The sequence below is a fragment of the Alcaligenes sp. CHO6 genome, assembly GCF_037120595.1.
Taxonomy (GTDB): domain Bacteria; phylum Pseudomonadota; class Gammaproteobacteria; order Burkholderiales; family Burkholderiaceae_B; genus Alcaligenes; species Alcaligenes ammonioxydans.
This window is the reverse complement of record NZ_JBANCI010000001.1, coordinates 792,083-807,584: the sequence shown is the minus strand read 5'-3', so window position 1 is coordinate 807,584 and position 15,502 is coordinate 792,083. Positions and strand designations below refer to the sequence as shown.

Below are 15,502 nucleotides of genomic sequence, written 5' to 3'. Positions count from 1 at the left end.
GCCCCCCTCAGGCTGATTTGGCGGCTTTGGCAGCCTCGGCTTTTTCGGCTTTGCTGCGCTGCTTGGCCGCTTTTTTGGCAGGCCAGAGATAAAAAATGGCGCAGAAATAATAGATCAGGGACAAGACAATTTCTGCCACCGCCCAGGGTAAAACCTCTGCGACCGGATCGGACCAGGCACGCATGACCCCTTCTGCGAAATACAGAAGAATCATCATGGACGTCCATTGCAGCGTATATAAATTGCCCTTGAGCACGCTGCGCAACGGCAACACCAGAGGGATGACTTTCAGCGCCAGCCAGGAGCCGCCCGGTTTCAGGGGCGCAAAATGCAGCTCCCAAGCCAGACACAAAACAATCAAGGCGACCAAGGCCAGGGCCGCCACTCGATGAAGTATGGGGTTTAAAGGTTCATGCATGCTGTTATTATCACCTGAACCCTGTCGAAAAGCAGCGTCCGCCGCATCAAACCGCTATGAAAAACGACGAGAATCCTCCTATGCCCTCTGAGCAAGCTGAACCCACAGACTTGAACCCAGACACAACAGACCCTGCTGTCGGGCAGAAGCCCCCGCCACCCACTGCCAGACACCACTTTTTGAATGTGCTGCGCTTTGCGATCAAGCGGGTAGCAGAAAAAGATCTGATGAAGGTGGCCTCCAGCCTCACCTACACCACGATTTTGGCTATTGTGCCTTTATTGACCGTGGTGCTGGCCCTGTTCACGGCGTTCCCCCTGTTTCAGGAATTTGAACATGCCCTCGAAGGGTTTCTGACGCGCAATCTGATGCCCGAGGTGGTTTCAGAGAACGTCATGCTGTATCTGAACCAGTTCGCCGCCAAGGCCTCGGGTCTGACGGCAGTAGGCAGCTTGTTTTTGATCGTCACCTCCATCATGCTCATCATGACCATTGATGAGACGTTCAACAATATTTTTCAGGTCCATGTTCAACGTCCGCTGGGCCAGCGCCTGTTGGTGTACTGGGCCATTATTTCCCTAGGCCCGATTCTAACCGGTGCCAGCTTGTGGGCAACCACCATTCTGGCGCGCGAGTCCATGGGGTATATCGGGGACTTGTCCGGTATTGTGTCTTTCGCCCTGGCCTACGTGCCCTTTTTGTTCACGGCGCTGGGGCTGACTGCACTGTTCATGTACGTACCCAACCGGCGCGTATGGTGGCGCGATGCGCTGATCGGCGGGGTCGTGACAGCGGCCTTGCTGGAGCTGATGAAAGCCGGCTTCGCCTTTTATCTGACCCGCTTTCCCACCTATACGATTATTTACGGCGCCTTTGCGATCTTGCCGATCTTCTTGCTGTGGATCTATATCTCCTGGCTGATCGTCCTGCTCGGAGCTTCCATGGTCGCCATCTTGCCCGACTGGCGAGGCCGCAACTGGGTCAAAACAAATGTGCCCGGCATCGCCTTTACCGACGCCGTCAATCTGCTCCATCAATTCTGGCTGAACCGCCAGAACCCGGAAGGCCTAAGCGTCAGAGAGCTCAGCCACACACTGGAACGAGACCCCGACGAGCTCTACAACGTTTTATGCCAGCTCAAGTCCATGGGCCTGATTGCCGATACCCAACTGAACAATGACGAGCAATGGGTATTGAGCTGCGATCTGCGGCTGGTCAGTCTGAATCAACTTATCACCGCATTTTTGCTGGACCGCGCCCATACACACGAGGGTCCGCTAGAATATGTATTCAACTACCTTTCTCAGTTTTTCGATCAGCGACTCTCTAATCTGGAAGCACTGTTCGAGTCGCCGCAAGGCATTCTGACAGAGCAACCAGCCATACCAAACGCCGATCCCGGTCAGGAGACCCAGTATGCTAAAAGTCAGTGAAATCCTGCGTGTCAAAGGAGACACGCTTTATACAGGCACCCCCGAAATGACCGTCGAAAAAGCGGTGCAGAGCATGAGCGAGCTCGATATTGGTTCGCTGGTGATCATGGAGCACGGTCAGTTGGTGGGTATGTTGACCTTTCGCGAGATCATTCGCCACTGGCACGCCCATGGCAATAAGGCCCCAGGCTTTACCGTACGCAGCATCATGGATGACGCCCCCGTCAGCGTGACCCCCAATACCAGTGCCGACGAAGTCCAGCGCCTGATGCTGAACAACCACGCACGCTACATGCCCGTCATGGATGGCCCGGTGCTGATGGGTGTGATTTCCTTCTTTGACATGGCGCGCGCCATTGTTCACGCTCAGCAGTTCGAGAACAATATGCTCAAGGCGTATATCCGCGACTGGCCGACCGATTCCGAGGCTGCCAGCGCATCCTGATCCATCCGATCCGGGCCCGTTTTACTGGCGACTCTGCAATTGCTCCCAGGCCTGCGCAAGCAGGCCTGGATCGTTTTTGGACAGCCACGTGTGGTCCGACAAGGTACGGCGCCACTGACGTGCGCCTTTTTTGCCATGCGGCCAGCCGAGCATGCTTTTGATCACGATACGCAAGGGCACACCGACTTGAACATGATGCCGGGCGTAATCAATCATGCGCTCGACCACGGTGTTTTCGTCCATCAGGGGATGTTCGGGCCACAAACGACGATGTATCTCACTTAAGACGGCGGGCGTATGCCAGGCCGCCCGCCCCAGCATCACCCCATCGAACTGCTCTTGCAAGGCCACCGCCTGATCAGGCTCCTGGATGCCTCCGTTCAAGATAAACAAGGCCAGGGGAAAGTCTTTTTTCAATTGCAGCGCCATGTCGTAGCGCAACGGTGGAATTTCCCGATTATCTTTGGGCGATAGACCTTTCAATACCGCATTGCGGGCATGCACGGTAAAGACACGGCAGCCGGCTTCAAACAAAATCCCGACAAAGTCGCGTACAAAATCGTAGGACTCGTTGTAATCCAGACCCAGCCGGTGCTTAACGGTAACAGGCACCGATACCGCATCTTGCATCGCTTTGACGCAATCGGCCACCAGGCGCGGCTCGCTCATCAAACAGGCACCAAAAGCCCCTTTCTGGACTCGCTCCGACGGACAGCCACAATTCAGATTGATTTCGTCGTAACCCCACTTCTCACCGGCCAGGGCGCTGGTGACCAGGGCGTCCCGGTCACTGCCACCCAATTGCAGGGCAACTGGATGCTCCGCCTGATCAAAGTCCAGATGGCGCACCTGATCGCCATGAGTCAAGGCGCCGGTCGTGATCATCTCCGTAAACAGCAAAGCGCGTGGCGCTAACAGACGATGAAAAAAGCGGCTGTGGCGATCGGTCACGTCAATCATGGGCGCCACACTCAAACGCCACATCTGGCTGTCCGGCATCACAAAATTAGTCATAAGCAAGGGAACAGATGGCCTGACTTCAGGCCTGATACGAAGAAGAAACGTTCATTTTAATGGTTTCAGACCGGCACAGGATGAAGATAAAGCGCGGTAAATTGTCGCAAGACTCCAAAAAGGCGGCGCACTGGTCTAAAATCGGCCGTTTGACATACTTGCGCGCCCGATAGTGCGCCAACAACCGGACCCTCACTGAAAGCATGGCTGTTTTTACTTCTGTCAGCGAACTTGACGCCCGCGAACTGCTGGAACACTACACAATTGGCGAGTTTGTTTCCTTACGCGGCATTACCGCCGGCATTGAAAACACCAATTACTTTCTGAGCACCACCCAGGGTGAGTATGTTCTGACCTTGTTTGAAGTTCTGACCCAGGAACAACTGCCTTTTTACATCGAACTCATGCACCACCTGGCCGCCAAAGGTGTGCCGGTGCCCCAGCCCATGACCCGCCTCGACGGCAAACGCATTTGCGTCATGCACGGCAAGCCCTGTTCGATCGTCACGCGCCTGCGGGGAGGCTACGAGCCCGAGCCCACCGTTGAGCACTGTCGCCAGATCGCCCGCACCCAGGCCCAGGCCCACCTGGCGGCTCAGGATTTCCCGCTGGAGCAACCCAATCTGCGGGGGCTGAGCTGGTGGAAAACCACCGTGCCGCAGGTGCTGCCTTTTCTGGACGACAGCCAGGCTGAGCTGATCCTGGCCGTCCTGCAGGAGCAGGCTGAATTTGCCGACAGCGACACCTACCGCTCCTTGCCCAAGGGGCCGGCCCACTGCGATCTGTTTCGCGACAATGTATTGTTTGCGGGTACATCGGACGCTCCACAAATGGGTGGCATCATCGACTTTTACTTTGCCGGCTGCGATACCTGGTTGTTTGATGTGGCCGTCGCTGTCAATGACTGGTGTATCGATCGGCTCAGCGGAGCCCTGAATCAGGAAAAGACCCAGGCCTGGCTGCAGGCCTACGCGCAGGTGCGTCCTTTTACCGAAGCTGAGCATGCCGCCTGGCCTATACTGATCCAGGCTGCCGCACTGCGCTTCTGGATCTCGCGCCTGTACGACTTTTATCTGCCCCGCCCCGCTCAAACCCTCAAGCCGCACGATCCACGGCACTTTGAGCGCGTACTGCGCCAGCGTCGCGAACAGGCTGTGCCGACGCTTCCTCGATAAACACGGATACTGATATGCAAGCTGCCAAACTTCCCTTTCTCTACGGGTGGTACTGGATTCAGGAAGGGTTGCGTTTGTTCAAGCTGCAACCGGCCGCCCTGTTTTTCTGGAGTTTGATTACTTCCATCCTGATCAACCTGAGCAATATCTTTCCCATCTTCGGGCAGATGGTGCTGATCGTGCTGGTCCCCACCATGACCTTCATTATCCAGAATGCCTGCCGCCGCATTGATGCCGGGGAAGTGATGCGTCTGGGCATGTGGACCGAACCCTTAAAGCCGGTGCCCGTGCGCAACCGACTCATCAAGCTGGGCTTTATTTACCTGTTGGCCTGTCTGGCCGTGGGTTTTATTGCGACCTTCCCCTTTGTCAGTGAATTGTCGCAGTTGATGGATAACCGCGAGGCCAGCCCTGAAGCCATCATGGCGGCGTTTCGCAAACCTATCTTCCTGTTCTTTATCCTGTACCTGGGTTTATCGGCCTTGTTCTGGCACGCTCCTGCCCTGGTAGGCTGGCACGCCATCCCGGTCAAGCAAGCCCTGTTTTTTTCCATGGTAGCTTGCTGGCGTAACAAAGCCGCCTTTCTGCTCTACGGCCTGTGCTGGGCTGCCGCCTTCTTCACCATCCAGACACTGGGCGAGCTGCTGCTGGGTGCCGGTTTAAGCCCGGGCACAGCCACTTTGGTGCTGACACCTATCAATCTGGCAATGGCGGCTATCCTGTACGCCAGCTTTTACCCGGCTTACCGCAGCGTGTTTGGTGACTCAATCCGCGACCAACACCGCATCTAAGGTCGATTCATCCATACCCCGCCCCCTGACCGCCGCAGCTGTTGCATAGCAGCGGCCCAGGGGGCAAATTGTTCTGGCCTTGACAGTGAGCCGGCTGGAGCCTCCAACACCGATCTGGCCCGCATGAGCCAGCACACCCTCCCAGGCGATACCGAAGGACAGAATCTTAAGGGTTGATCGCGATCGTCCAGAAAGCAAATATCCAAGGGCTGGGTCATTCCCCATAGATGCACCGCAAAGCAGGGGCGCAGCCAGACCGCCGCCACACAGCCATTCGTCTGTGGTAGCGCTTTCAAACCTCGCCAACGCGTCCAAAAAGTGCGGGCTTCCAGCAAATAAATAGACTGCAGCATTGCGCCCGGAAGGCTCGTCATCCTGCCCCTCCTGCCAACCAGGGCCCGAGCAGACTCATGGCGATCACCAGAAATGTGCAGGGAAAAATGCACACCACTAAAGGGGCCAATAAGTACACCGGTAGCTTGAGCGCTCGTTGCTCGGCCTCAAGCTGCAGATGGGCGCGCAGCTTTTCCGCCTGCGATCGCAGCAACAAGGCCAGAGACAGGCCTGTGTCTTGCGCCAGTTCCAAAGACAAGGCCAACTCCTCCAGCTCCACCACTCTGAATGTCGAGGCAATCTTGCGCATGGCCTGGGGCAAACGTCTGCCTGCCCGAAGCTCTCCCTGCACCTTGTGCAAACTGATCGACAAACTGCCCTGCGGGGTGGCCTCCAAGGCACGTGCCCAGGCTTGTTGCAAGCCCAGACCCGACTCTACCGCCAGCACCAACAAATCCAGGAAAAACGGCAGATCCCGTCGGCAGCGAACATGATGTCGGCGCTGAAGCGCTCTACCTCGTGAGGCTGCCTGCAGCACACTCAGCAGCAAACCGGCCGCAGCCATTCCCAGAATATCCATCAGGGCGCCACCCCAACTCACGTACCAGGCCCCTATCACGGTCACCAGCAAAATGAGTATGGCCACTCGCTGACCCAGGTAAGCTTGCATCTGACGGGTATAGGCTCCCCACGATCGCTCCGACCACTCATGTACAAAGGGCAGGGACAAACACAGGCTCACCCCCTGGGCAAACGGGGCTTGCCAGGCCTGCCATGCAGCCTGCCCCAAACTGCTTCCCCCTTGCAGAAAAAACAGGTAGCGCTTGCGCCAGGCCCATAAACAACCCATTACCAACAGGACCGCACTTGCAGCAGACAACAGCCAGATCAGGGAAAGTGTCATTCCCCGTCTCCTTGCAAGATCCTATGCATCCACCAAAGCCCAACAAGCAACATGGCGCCGATGATGGCACTTACCCAAAGACCGATGATATTGAACCAGGCTTGCCTGAATGCATGGGAATCCAACATGTACAAGGCACCAGCCACAAAAGCTGGCAGACAAAACATGATTCGCGCTTGCAAGCGCGCCTGGGCAGTCAGCGCAAGGATTTTGTCCTCGATGTTCACGCGTGCCCGAATCGTCTGGGCCAGTATCTTCAGACGCTCGCCCAAACCTGCGCCCGTGCTTTGCCCCATTTGCAGTGCGCTGGTCACCATCGCGAGCTCGGACACCGGGACGCGCAGCAAGAGATTTCCATAGGACTCCCGAGGACTTAAACCTACCCGCTGCTGGCGCAAGAGCAAGCGTAGCTCTGGCCCCAACGGGGCCGGCAAAGACTGCGACAGTTGCTGCATGGCAGCTTGCAAGGCCAGTCCTGCCTGCAAGCTCAAGGCCAATGACAAGACAAAATCCGGCAACTGCCGTCGAAGCAGCTCCAGCCGTCTTCGTTCCATCCAACGCAACACCACCAATGGTGTCGCCGCAACAAACACTGTTACAGCGACTGCCAGCCAGAACGACTGAATCAGCCACCACGCCAGCAATAGGCTCACGGGCAAGAGTCCCCAGGCCAGGCCCCCAAGATAGTGACTGCGCACAAAAACAAAATGTGACTGCAAACTACGTTCAGACTGTCCGAGCAACTGCTGTCTGTAATGCATGAGCAGCCGGTGCCCCAAACGCAAGCACACATAGGCCAGCAGGCCAGCGCCACAAACTGCCAGCAAGATACTCAAAAGCCTCATGCTTGCTCCCCTGACTGAAAGAGATGTTCGGACCTGAGGCCACTGGCTGCAAAGCCCAGTTCGGGGCGATAGCAGTACAAGGTCTGTAACTGGATACGCTGCGCCTCGATGCCGGTAAGCTCCACAATTTCATGAACCAGGCGCCTGCCATCGGGCAAGCGGCTCAGTTGCACGATAATATGCAAGGCCCGGGCGATATGTTCACGCACCACCTGCAAGGGCAAGTCCAGACCAGCCATCAACACCATGCCTTCCAGACGCGACAAGGCATCCCGAGGCGTGTTCGCGTGCAAGGTTCCCATTGAGCCTTCATGCCCGGTATTCATGGCTGACAACATGTCGAAGGCCTCCGCTCCACGGCACTCCCCCACCACGATCCGGTCAGGCCTCATCCGCAAGGCCTGGCGTAGCAAACTTCGTATATCTACCTGTCCCTGACCCTCTGCATTGGCGGGGCGGGCTTCCAGCGCAACCCAATTGCTATGCTGCAGCTGCAGCTCGGCCGCATCCTCCAGCGTCACCAGGCGCTCACCCTCATCAATACAGGTACTGAGAACATTGAGCAGTGTGGTCTTACCGGTCCCTGTTCCACCGGACACCAGAATATTGCAACGCCGTTGCACTGCCTGCCGCAGAAATGCGCCCATCTCTGAAGACAGACTACCCATCTGCAACAAATCCTCCAGACCGAGGCGGCGCTTGGGAAATTTGCGTATGGTCACGCAGGTTCCCTTGACGGCGATGGGCGACAGGACCGCATGGAAACGGGACCCATCTGCCAGTCGCCCATCCACGGCCGGAGAACTGATATCCAGGCGTCGTCCCAGCGGCGCCAGAATTCGGTCGATGACGGCGCGCAAGGCTGCATCGCTACTGAACACCATGGGATGGGCCTGCAGCCGTCCGGCCTTTTCCACAAACACCCGGTCATAACGATTGACCATAATCTCCGAAACAGCCGGGTCAGCCAGCAAAGGCTCCAAGGGCCCCAGACCCACCGCCTCCGCGCATACACTGGCCTGCAATCGGGCCTGCTCATGGGGCGGTAGCGCACATTGCGTCTGAATCAGACGGCCCAGACAATCAAACGCCTCCTGTTCAAGCTGCTTGTCCGTTACGCGAGACAGATCGCGACGCTCCAGGTCCAAGGCCGATAACAAAGCCTGGTGCAAGCGCTGCTGCTCTTGCCTGAACAGCTCGCTGTTTGATAAAAGTGGCGCCCCCTGCCCCTGCACATGTTCAATCTGCTCCTTAGCGGATGTCTGATCCGCTTTGGACGGAGCAGACACTGCTACAGGTATGGAAGCAGCAGTTGCTACGGCCATCGCCGACACCCGCGTTTCTGGCTCAGTCATGGGGGGCGCAGAGCCAGGTCGTGGTGGCGACCCCAAGCCAGCAATGCGCAGTTTGAACCCCCCGGCAGTGAGCACGTCACCGACACGCAACGGCCCATCGTCGTACACCCTTTTGCCGTTGAGCTGCACCCCTGTCAAGGAGCCATGATCCTGGATATACACCGCTCCCGCCCGATTCAGCAGGCTGGCATGCTGACGCGCGATACGCCAGGAGGGCAGGACTACGTCACAGGCCGGGTCGCGGCCTATGAGCGCTGGCAAACGAAGGGTGCAGGAACGAGTTGTCCCCAACTCCGACTCAAGTTCAAGGTTCAACACGAAACACCTCGCTCTGTGGCTCTACCCATTGCGACCATCGACCTTGGCGGCTCCCCTCGGACAGGGCACGAACAGGCGTATTCAACCGCGGTGCATCAGGGAAGCCCTGCTCCAGCCACTGAGCGGCATTCGCCTGCCGGGCCAGCAAATCAGGATGTTCGGCCGCCACCAAAGTGGGGGTCACAAATACCGCCAGCTCTGTTTCCTGCCGGGCAAACCGTTCAGAACGAAACAGGGCTCCCAATACCGGCAGACTAGCCAGTCCCGGCAAGCGATCCATATGCATAGACTCTTCCCGCGATATGAACCCGGCCAAGACCAGTGTTTGACCCGAACGTACGTTGAACTCGGTCGACGCCCGCCGGGTTTTCAAGGATGGCCCGGCAGGCTGGGACAGACTGGCATCCACGGAACTGACTTCAACCTCGATCTGTGATCGGACCAGCCCCCCTCGCTCGACGCGCGGAACGATGCGCAGCGATACGCCGTAGGGCTTGAAGCTGGTCCTGCTGTTTCCTTTGTCGTCGGTGGTGGTATAAGGCAGCTCGCCCCCTGCCAGAAATTCGGCCTGTGAACCGCTGCGCGCCAAAAGCTGCGGTTGGGCCAGCACCAACGCGTGCCCCTCCTGCGCCATGGCCTGGACGCGTGCGGACATCAAGGCCCCGACGCCAAAAAAGGCGGCCCCCTGACTGGCAGGAAAAGCCAAGGGCAGCACCGCTTCGCCAGGACGATCCAAAAACTGATGCGTCGCTGCGTCCCAGGCACCGCCCATGCTCAAGCCCCCTTGGGACTGCCCCTGCCAGCGTACGCCCAATTCGCGCAAACTGTTGCGCGGCACCTCGACCACCTGCACATCAAGCAAAACCATGGGCTCCCAACCATCTTGCTGCGTGAAATCCAATAATTGGGGATGCTCCTGGCTCAAGGCCTGAATACGCTGCTTGTCCTGATCACTCAGTCCCTCTCCTTCCAGCACCAGCTTGCCGCCTAGTTCACTGATGCGAAGCTCTGGAATACGCTCCAACAAACTTCGTAACTCCGCCAAAGTCTGCCTGTGATTTTCGGGTAGCACCTCAATCTGATAAGACTGGCTTTTTCCTGCCAGAGACCAGACCTGCACTACCGTGCTGCCCGTCTTGCGTGCGAACAGAATCAGCTCACCGGACTCGGTCGTGACCGCATGGACAATATCGCCATCTCCTACCGCCACCCGCTCAACCTGCGTATCAGGCAGCACCATCAGCTCACCGACTTGCAGCCCCAGATCCCGAGCTGCACTTTGCACGCTGACGAGCAGCAAGGCGGCAACAAGCATTCCCAACACCAAGCGCCTAGACCCCGATCGATTCATGCTCATGGCTGCGGTCCCAATGAAAAGCTGTCAGGCATATCAAGCCAGCCCAGACGCTCTGCTTCTGCCTGAACCTGCTGCCCTCCCGGCCTGTTGCCATACAGCACCTGCACGGGCGGCCTGGCCACCACACTCTGTCCCAGCCCCAAAATATCAGCCAGCTCTCCCCGGACTGCCGCCTGATGGGGAGTGTGGTCCTCGGGGTTACGCAACAAAGCACTGATACGCCCATGCTGCCTGGCCGCCAGCAACTTCAAGGCATCGTCGGGGCCAACATCCAGCGTCAAGGTGTTGTAGACATCCTTATCCGTGCGCATCGTTGCAGAAGCCTCACCCGACTTTTGCCCAGTCGCCAGAACCAGTACCGACTGCAGCAAAGGAGCCGTCACCCGCCTTTGTCTGTCCTCGAAACTGACATAGATATCAATCAAGTCTCCTGGCCGGATCAGGCCCGACACCGAGCTGATCGCATCGACCGGCACCGTCAAGGCACGCCTGCCGGATAAGAGCTGCTGAGAGAAAGGGCCGCTGGCCTCCTGCACATGCGCATTGCTAATCAGATCACCTGCCCGTAATGGCTGGCTGAGCACCCGTCCCAACAAGTTCTCAAACTGTGCTGCGTCCCAGCTATCGCTGGGCACCAAGTCGGCAGGAAAGGCTCGCGCCGCCAGATGCTCCGCTTGCAGCACCGTTCCCGCAGGCAGGCTGGAGGCCGCTACCACCCTGTCCAGATGGGCACGCTGCGCAGCCTGTCGCAAAGCCTGCTCCTGCCGCTCCAGGTAACGGCTGCTGGCCCCCGCCGCCATCAGGCCAGCCAATAAAGCCAGGAGGCCAAAGCCGACGCTGGGATGACGGCATAGCCAAAGAAATTTTGCCCGAATCATGACGCCTCCTTCTCACAGGCACGGCAGATCACGAGCAAATAGGCTTGCTGCTCGTGTTCCAGCTCCATTACATCTAGTTCGGCGGGACCTCTTCGCCAGTAACGTCCATCCGTTTCCGCACCCCACTTGTTGCGGCGCAACTCCGCTTGCCAGCCTGGCTCAGCCAGCAGCAGCCAGCTTTGCGCCTCTCCCGGTTGTTCGTGTTGCCACAAAACGGTGCCAGCTACGGGTGCTACTGCCTGAATATATGAGGGAACAACCGTCTGAGCCGGCTCGGAAACACTTAACAAGCCTGACAGAGTGGGTGCCGCTATATCCTCCACCCACAGCACACAGTTTCTGCCATCACGAGCGCGCAGAATGACCCACTGCGCTTGCAGGCGGATTGCGCCATAGTGGCTACCGCAGAACGGCTCAAGACTGTCTGACAAGACGTGTGCCTCCAGATCGGCTGTCAGTCCCCAGCTCTGTATGGGCCCAAGTGCGGTCTGCGTGATCTGCCCTTGATCCCAATGAATCCTTGCATCCGGAACAGGGCCAGACACGGTCTGTGTTTTGACAGGCAGGGGGCTCAGCGTCCACAAAAGTAATAAAAACAAGGCATATACCCGTCTCATGCTCACTCCCTGCCTCGGTGATCGGGTGAAAAATCCTGCCAGGGTCCCAACCAGTCCAGGTCAACGTCTGCCCGCCCCCACGCGGCATCCAAGGGACCCGCGGCCCGTATTGTGTCCTGCGCCGCTCGCCTGCTCGATTCCATCGCCTGTGCCCAGGCCGTTCTGCTGCTTTCAAGCCGCCGTCGCGCTTCTTGTGTGGAGGCCGCCTGCCCCGCAGCAGCCCACAAGAGAGACTGCCGTTGGAGTTGTGTTAGGCGGGTCAAGGAACGCAGCCACTGTGGCCACGGAAGGGAAAATCGTGACTCCACCGCCCAGAAACCATCTGACAGGCTCAAAAGCTCCTGCTGCAAAGACGGCGCGGGCGATGTAGGGAGCTCCAGAAAACCGGCAGTCACCGTGCTGGGACTCGGAGAAGAGCTCAGAGAAACCGGCGCTCCTTGGGCGTCATGCAGGAACAGGCTCAGATGCGTGGCTTGCTGCATCTGCTGCAAGCGGTACTGTTGCTGCATCAGCCAACGCCCTGCCATCACCATCAGGGCCAGCACCATGCCCAGCAAGCAGGCCTCCAGTAACGCCATCCCTTGTTGCCGCTCGCTCATGATCGCCGCCTCCCTGCGTCCTTTAGTCGCGCCTGCCAGAAAGGCATAAACAGGCTGGGCTTTGGGCCTGCCCCAGCATCTGTGCTACCCGGAGGCAAAGAGAAAAAAGACTGGGCGGCTGCCCGGGTATAAATGGTCTGCCCCAGATGACCACGAGCCTGCAAGGTCAATACCAGATCTGGCCCCTCATTCCGTCTGGAATCAGCCAGCGCATACCCCTTTACCCACGGACGTTGACTCCAGGGGCGGGCATCGCGCCGCGCCCAGGACTGCGCCACGGTATTGCTCTTAGCCGACAACAAGGAACTGTTACCCTGCTCCAGCGCCCACTTCCAAAAACTTTGTCCTGAAAAGTCCTGCGGCGCATCAATCCCGGACGCACCCGCTGGCGTCTGTAAGGCCCATGCCATGGCATATTCGCGAAAGTAACAGCCTATCCAACGATTGGAGCGCACCATATGCATGGACTGCGTATCGTTGGAATGCCAACGGCCCAGATGATCAAGCGCGGTGCGGCCAGCGCGACGCAATCGATGCTGCCACAAAGGACAACGCCGATCGACGCCAGGGTAGGAGCGGGCCTCGTAATCACGCGGAGCCAGAAAGCCGTACAAGGAGATCAGATGCCTCAGACCGCTATCCCATTGTCCTTGCCCTGACTGCAGCAGGAGGAACTGAGGCCAATCGTCCTGTTCGGTGTGCCAACGAATCACCTGCTCCGGCCAATCTGGCAGGCTGCCGTCCAGAGTGGCTTGAATAATGGCTTGTCGTCGTTGTGGCAAGCCCTGCACCAACTGTTCCTGAGCTTGCGCCAACACCTCATAAATCACATGTTGATGTGCTTGAAAAGCCTGCTGCAAAGCGTCCTGATTATCTCCGGCCGAACGTGCCCGGGTGTACGCCAGGCCATGCGCAGAACCAAACATCATCGCGACCAAGTGTGCAGGCGGATTGGCCCGACGCACCTGTCCGGACTGTGTTTGTGCTGCCCTGTCCCAGGTTGCCAGCGTCAGCAGGTGCCCGAGGGCAAGCTGATGTCCCAACTGCGCCCGATTGATATAGGCCAGTAGATTCAAGGTGCGCGCCTGTTCGGTTGCCGCCCCATAGGCCGCCGCATCCAGCACCAGGGACAAGCGTCCTTGTTGCTCCGCGATCTGGTTCACATGAAAGTAGCCGCCCCATGCAACAGAAAGGAGCGCCAGCGCGATCAGGCCCCAGGCCAGTGCCGCACCTTGTTGCGGATGGATGGGGCGTCTCATTGCGCGTTGCCTGTGAAGGATTTCAGGCTCTTGGCAGCGCCTTGAGCGGCCGCCGCTGATGCAGCAGATTGCGCTTGTTGTGTCTGCTCGGAGCCGTCCTCGCCGGCCAGCTCCTTGGCCATGGCTGCGGTCTGGTTGCGAATGACCTGACCAAATGACTGATAAACGGCGATGGCTGCCACGGCAACCAAAGCCACAATAATCAGGTACTCGACCATGCCCTGCCCGCGCTGTCGTCTGGTGAACTGTCTCATTGGAATCTCCCAAAAGTCAGTTCACAGTCTGCCTGCCGTCAGGGGGCCGTACTATTCGGAAAAGCCGAGCGGGACGGCTTTGTCTCGCCAGCCTCTATACGCCAGCAGCGCGCAAGACCTCGTTATTCGTGTCAGCATCCGATCACTCAGCACGTTTCCTTTGCTCCTGCTCGTCTGCTGCTTCTTCGTCAGACCGGAAAGACAAGGGGCCCCAGGGCTGACAGTCATAAAAAAACCCGCCTGATGGCGGGTTTTTCTGCAAACTCATATAGATCAGACCAGACGCACGTCTATGCTGCCCAGACCCTCGATCACCCCGTGCATCACATCACCACGTTCCACCGAGCCGACACCGGCCGGGGTTCCCGTGAAAATGATATCACCCGGGAACAGCTCGAACAGACCTGACAGATAAGCGATGGACTCAGCGACATTCCAAATCAGCTGATTCAAATCGCCAGTCTGGCGTCGCTCACCGTTGACGTCCAAGGTAATGGCCCCTTGGGATAGATCGCCAATACGGCTACGAGGCACCAGCGGGCCCGTCGGTGCGGAGTGGTCAAAGGCTTTGCCCACTTCCCAGGGACGACCGGCTTTTTTGGCTTGCGTCTGCAAATCCCGACGGGTCATGTCCAGACCCACCGCGTATCCCCACACACATTCAGCAGCCTGCTCCACCGTCAGATCACGCCCGCCCTTGGACAAAGCCACGACGAGCTCGATCTCGTGATGCAGATCCTGGGTGCGGGAAGGATAAGGCATGTCGCAGACTTGGCCGGGCAGCACATTCAAGATGGAGTCGGCCGGTTTGCAGAAGAAGAAAGGATCTTCGCGCCCGGTAAAACCCATTTCCTGTGCATGCTCGACATAATTGCGGCCGACGCAATAAATGCGGCGTACAGGAAAAACCTGCTCACTGTCCTGTACGTTCAGCGCCGCAACCGCTGGCGTGGGGATGACGGTACTCATTTTGCCTGGCCGTCAGCAAAACGCTTGGCGCCGTCTACCAGTTCTTTCTTGGCAGCTTCGATGCCGTCCCAGCCCTTGACCTTGACCCATTTGCCTTTTTCGATGTCTTTGTAGTGCTCGAAAAAGTGCTTGATGCGCTCCAGCTCTTCAGGCTGCAGATCTTCAGGCGACTTCACGTTGCGGTACAGGGGGTACAGCTTGTCGGTTGGCACAGCCAGTAGTTTGGCATCACCACCGCCTTCATCATCCATGTGCAGCACGCCGATAGGGCGGCATGGAATAACCGCACCGATCTGGATGGGGAAAGGAGCAATCACCAGCACGTCAACCGGGTCGCCATCATCCGAAATGGTCTGCGGAACGTAACCATAATTGCAGGGGTAGTGCATGGCGGTCAGCATGAAGCGATCCACAAACACCACGCCGTTTTCGTCAACTTCGTATTTGACGGGGTCCGAGTTCATGGGAATTTCGATGACTACGTTGATCTCGTCGGGCAGTTTTTTGCCAGCTGGTACGTGGGCGAGGCTCATTCGTG

General features: G+C 58.1%; 17 protein-coding genes. 4 read left to right on the top strand and 13 right to left on the bottom strand.

The window, feature by feature from the left end; all coding sequences use genetic code 11:
- Positions 1 to 7: 7 nt before the first annotated feature.
- On the bottom strand, positions 8 to 418 hold the full coding sequence (locus V6936_RS03790) for a DUF2069 domain-containing protein (protein ID WP_003799572.1): 411 nt from the start codon (positions 416 to 418) through the stop codon (positions 8 to 10).
- An 80-nt stretch (positions 419 to 498) separates the two neighbouring features.
- Here V6936_RS03790 and V6936_RS03785 point away from each other — a divergent pair, with 80 nt between their 5' ends.
- Entirely contained in the window at positions 499 to 1,851 is a 1,353-nt protein-coding gene (locus V6936_RS03785) for a YihY family inner membrane protein (RefSeq protein WP_336579438.1), read from the top strand.
- Complete coding sequence (locus V6936_RS03780; RefSeq protein WP_003799568.1) at positions 1,835 to 2,296, top strand: CBS domain-containing protein; 462 nt, start codon at positions 1,835 to 1,837, stop codon at positions 2,294 to 2,296. The genes V6936_RS03785 and V6936_RS03780 overlap by 17 nt, the downstream gene beginning before the upstream one ends.
- A gap of 21 nt (positions 2,297 to 2,317) precedes the next feature.
- On the opposite strand, the gene dusA is transcribed toward V6936_RS03780, so the two are convergent.
- Positions 2,318 to 3,310, bottom strand: coding sequence for a tRNA dihydrouridine(20/20a) synthase DusA (dusA, locus tag V6936_RS03775; RefSeq protein ID WP_336579436.1), 993 nt, complete (start codon positions 3,308 to 3,310; stop codon positions 2,318 to 2,320).
- A gap of 203 nt (positions 3,311 to 3,513) precedes the next feature.
- Between dusA and V6936_RS03770 the strand changes: the two genes are divergently transcribed.
- Both V6936_RS03770 and V6936_RS03765 read left to right on the top strand, forming a co-directional pair.
- Positions 3,514 to 4,485, top strand: a complete 972-nt coding sequence (locus tag V6936_RS03770; RefSeq protein ID WP_336579435.1) for a homoserine kinase — start codon at positions 3,514 to 3,516, stop codon at positions 4,483 to 4,485.
- Positions 4,486 to 4,499: 14 nt separating this feature from the next.
- On the top strand, positions 4,500 to 5,276 hold the full coding sequence (locus tag V6936_RS03765) for a BPSS1780 family membrane protein (RefSeq protein ID WP_003799563.1): 777 nt from the start codon (positions 4,500 to 4,502) through the stop codon (positions 5,274 to 5,276).
- A 370-nt stretch (positions 5,277 to 5,646) separates the two neighbouring features.
- On the opposite strand, the gene V6936_RS03760 is transcribed toward V6936_RS03765, so the two are convergent.
- The 11 genes from V6936_RS03760 to ppa form a co-directional block, all read right to left on the bottom strand.
- Positions 5,647 to 6,513, bottom strand: a complete 867-nt coding sequence (locus tag V6936_RS03760) for a type II secretion system F family protein (RefSeq protein WP_336579434.1) — start codon at positions 6,511 to 6,513, stop codon at positions 5,647 to 5,649.
- Positions 6,510 to 7,358, bottom strand: a complete 849-nt coding sequence (locus V6936_RS03755; RefSeq protein ID WP_059317560.1) for a type II secretion system F family protein — start codon at positions 7,356 to 7,358, stop codon at positions 6,510 to 6,512. Before V6936_RS03755 ends, V6936_RS03760 begins: the two co-directional genes overlap by 4 nt.
- The gene (locus tag V6936_RS03750; protein WP_100214789.1) at positions 7,355 to 9,028 is read right to left on the bottom strand and encodes an ATPase, T2SS/T4P/T4SS family; all 1,674 of its coding nucleotides are present in this window, start codon (positions 9,026 to 9,028) and stop codon (positions 7,355 to 7,357) included. The genes V6936_RS03755 and V6936_RS03750 overlap by 4 nt, the downstream gene beginning before the upstream one ends.
- Positions 9,018 to 10,346 carry a type II and III secretion system protein family protein gene (locus V6936_RS03745; protein ID WP_003799555.1) on the bottom strand — a complete coding sequence of 443 codons (1,329 nt, stop codon included), beginning with the start codon at positions 10,344 to 10,346 and terminating at the stop codon, positions 9,018 to 9,020. The genes V6936_RS03750 and V6936_RS03745 overlap by 11 nt, the downstream gene beginning before the upstream one ends.
- 38 nt (positions 10,347 to 10,384) lie before the next feature.
- Positions 10,385 to 11,266, bottom strand: a complete 882-nt coding sequence (cpaB, locus tag V6936_RS03740; RefSeq protein WP_059317558.1) for a Flp pilus assembly protein CpaB — start codon at positions 11,264 to 11,266, stop codon at positions 10,385 to 10,387.
- Positions 11,263 to 11,883, bottom strand: a complete 621-nt coding sequence (locus tag V6936_RS03735) for a hypothetical protein (protein ID WP_003799552.1) — start codon at positions 11,881 to 11,883, stop codon at positions 11,263 to 11,265. The genes cpaB and V6936_RS03735 overlap by 4 nt, the downstream gene beginning before the upstream one ends.
- 2 nt (positions 11,884 to 11,885) lie before the next feature.
- Positions 11,886 to 12,482: a pilus assembly protein TadE gene (locus tag V6936_RS03730; protein ID WP_240208629.1), complete on the bottom strand. Its 597-nt coding sequence runs from the start codon at positions 12,480 to 12,482 to the stop codon at positions 11,886 to 11,888.
- The gene (locus tag V6936_RS03725; protein ID WP_240208628.1) at positions 12,479 to 13,741 is read right to left on the bottom strand and encodes a hypothetical protein; all 1,263 of its coding nucleotides are present in this window, start codon (positions 13,739 to 13,741) and stop codon (positions 12,479 to 12,481) included. Before V6936_RS03725 ends, V6936_RS03730 begins: the two co-directional genes overlap by 4 nt.
- Positions 13,738 to 13,995 (bottom strand): hypothetical protein, encoded by a 258-nt coding sequence (locus V6936_RS03720; RefSeq protein WP_003799547.1) that lies wholly within the window; start codon positions 13,993 to 13,995, stop codon positions 13,738 to 13,740. Before V6936_RS03720 ends, V6936_RS03725 begins: the two co-directional genes overlap by 4 nt.
- Before the next feature lie 273 nt (positions 13,996 to 14,268).
- Entirely contained in the window at positions 14,269 to 14,964 is a 696-nt protein-coding gene (locus V6936_RS03715; RefSeq protein ID WP_003799545.1) for a fumarylacetoacetate hydrolase family protein, read from the bottom strand.
- The gene (gene ppa, locus V6936_RS03710) at positions 14,961 to 15,497 is read right to left on the bottom strand and encodes an inorganic diphosphatase (RefSeq protein ID WP_003799543.1); all 537 of its coding nucleotides are present in this window, start codon (positions 15,495 to 15,497) and stop codon (positions 14,961 to 14,963) included. The genes V6936_RS03715 and ppa overlap by 4 nt, the downstream gene beginning before the upstream one ends.
- Between the last annotated feature and the right edge of the window lie 5 nt (positions 15,498 to 15,502).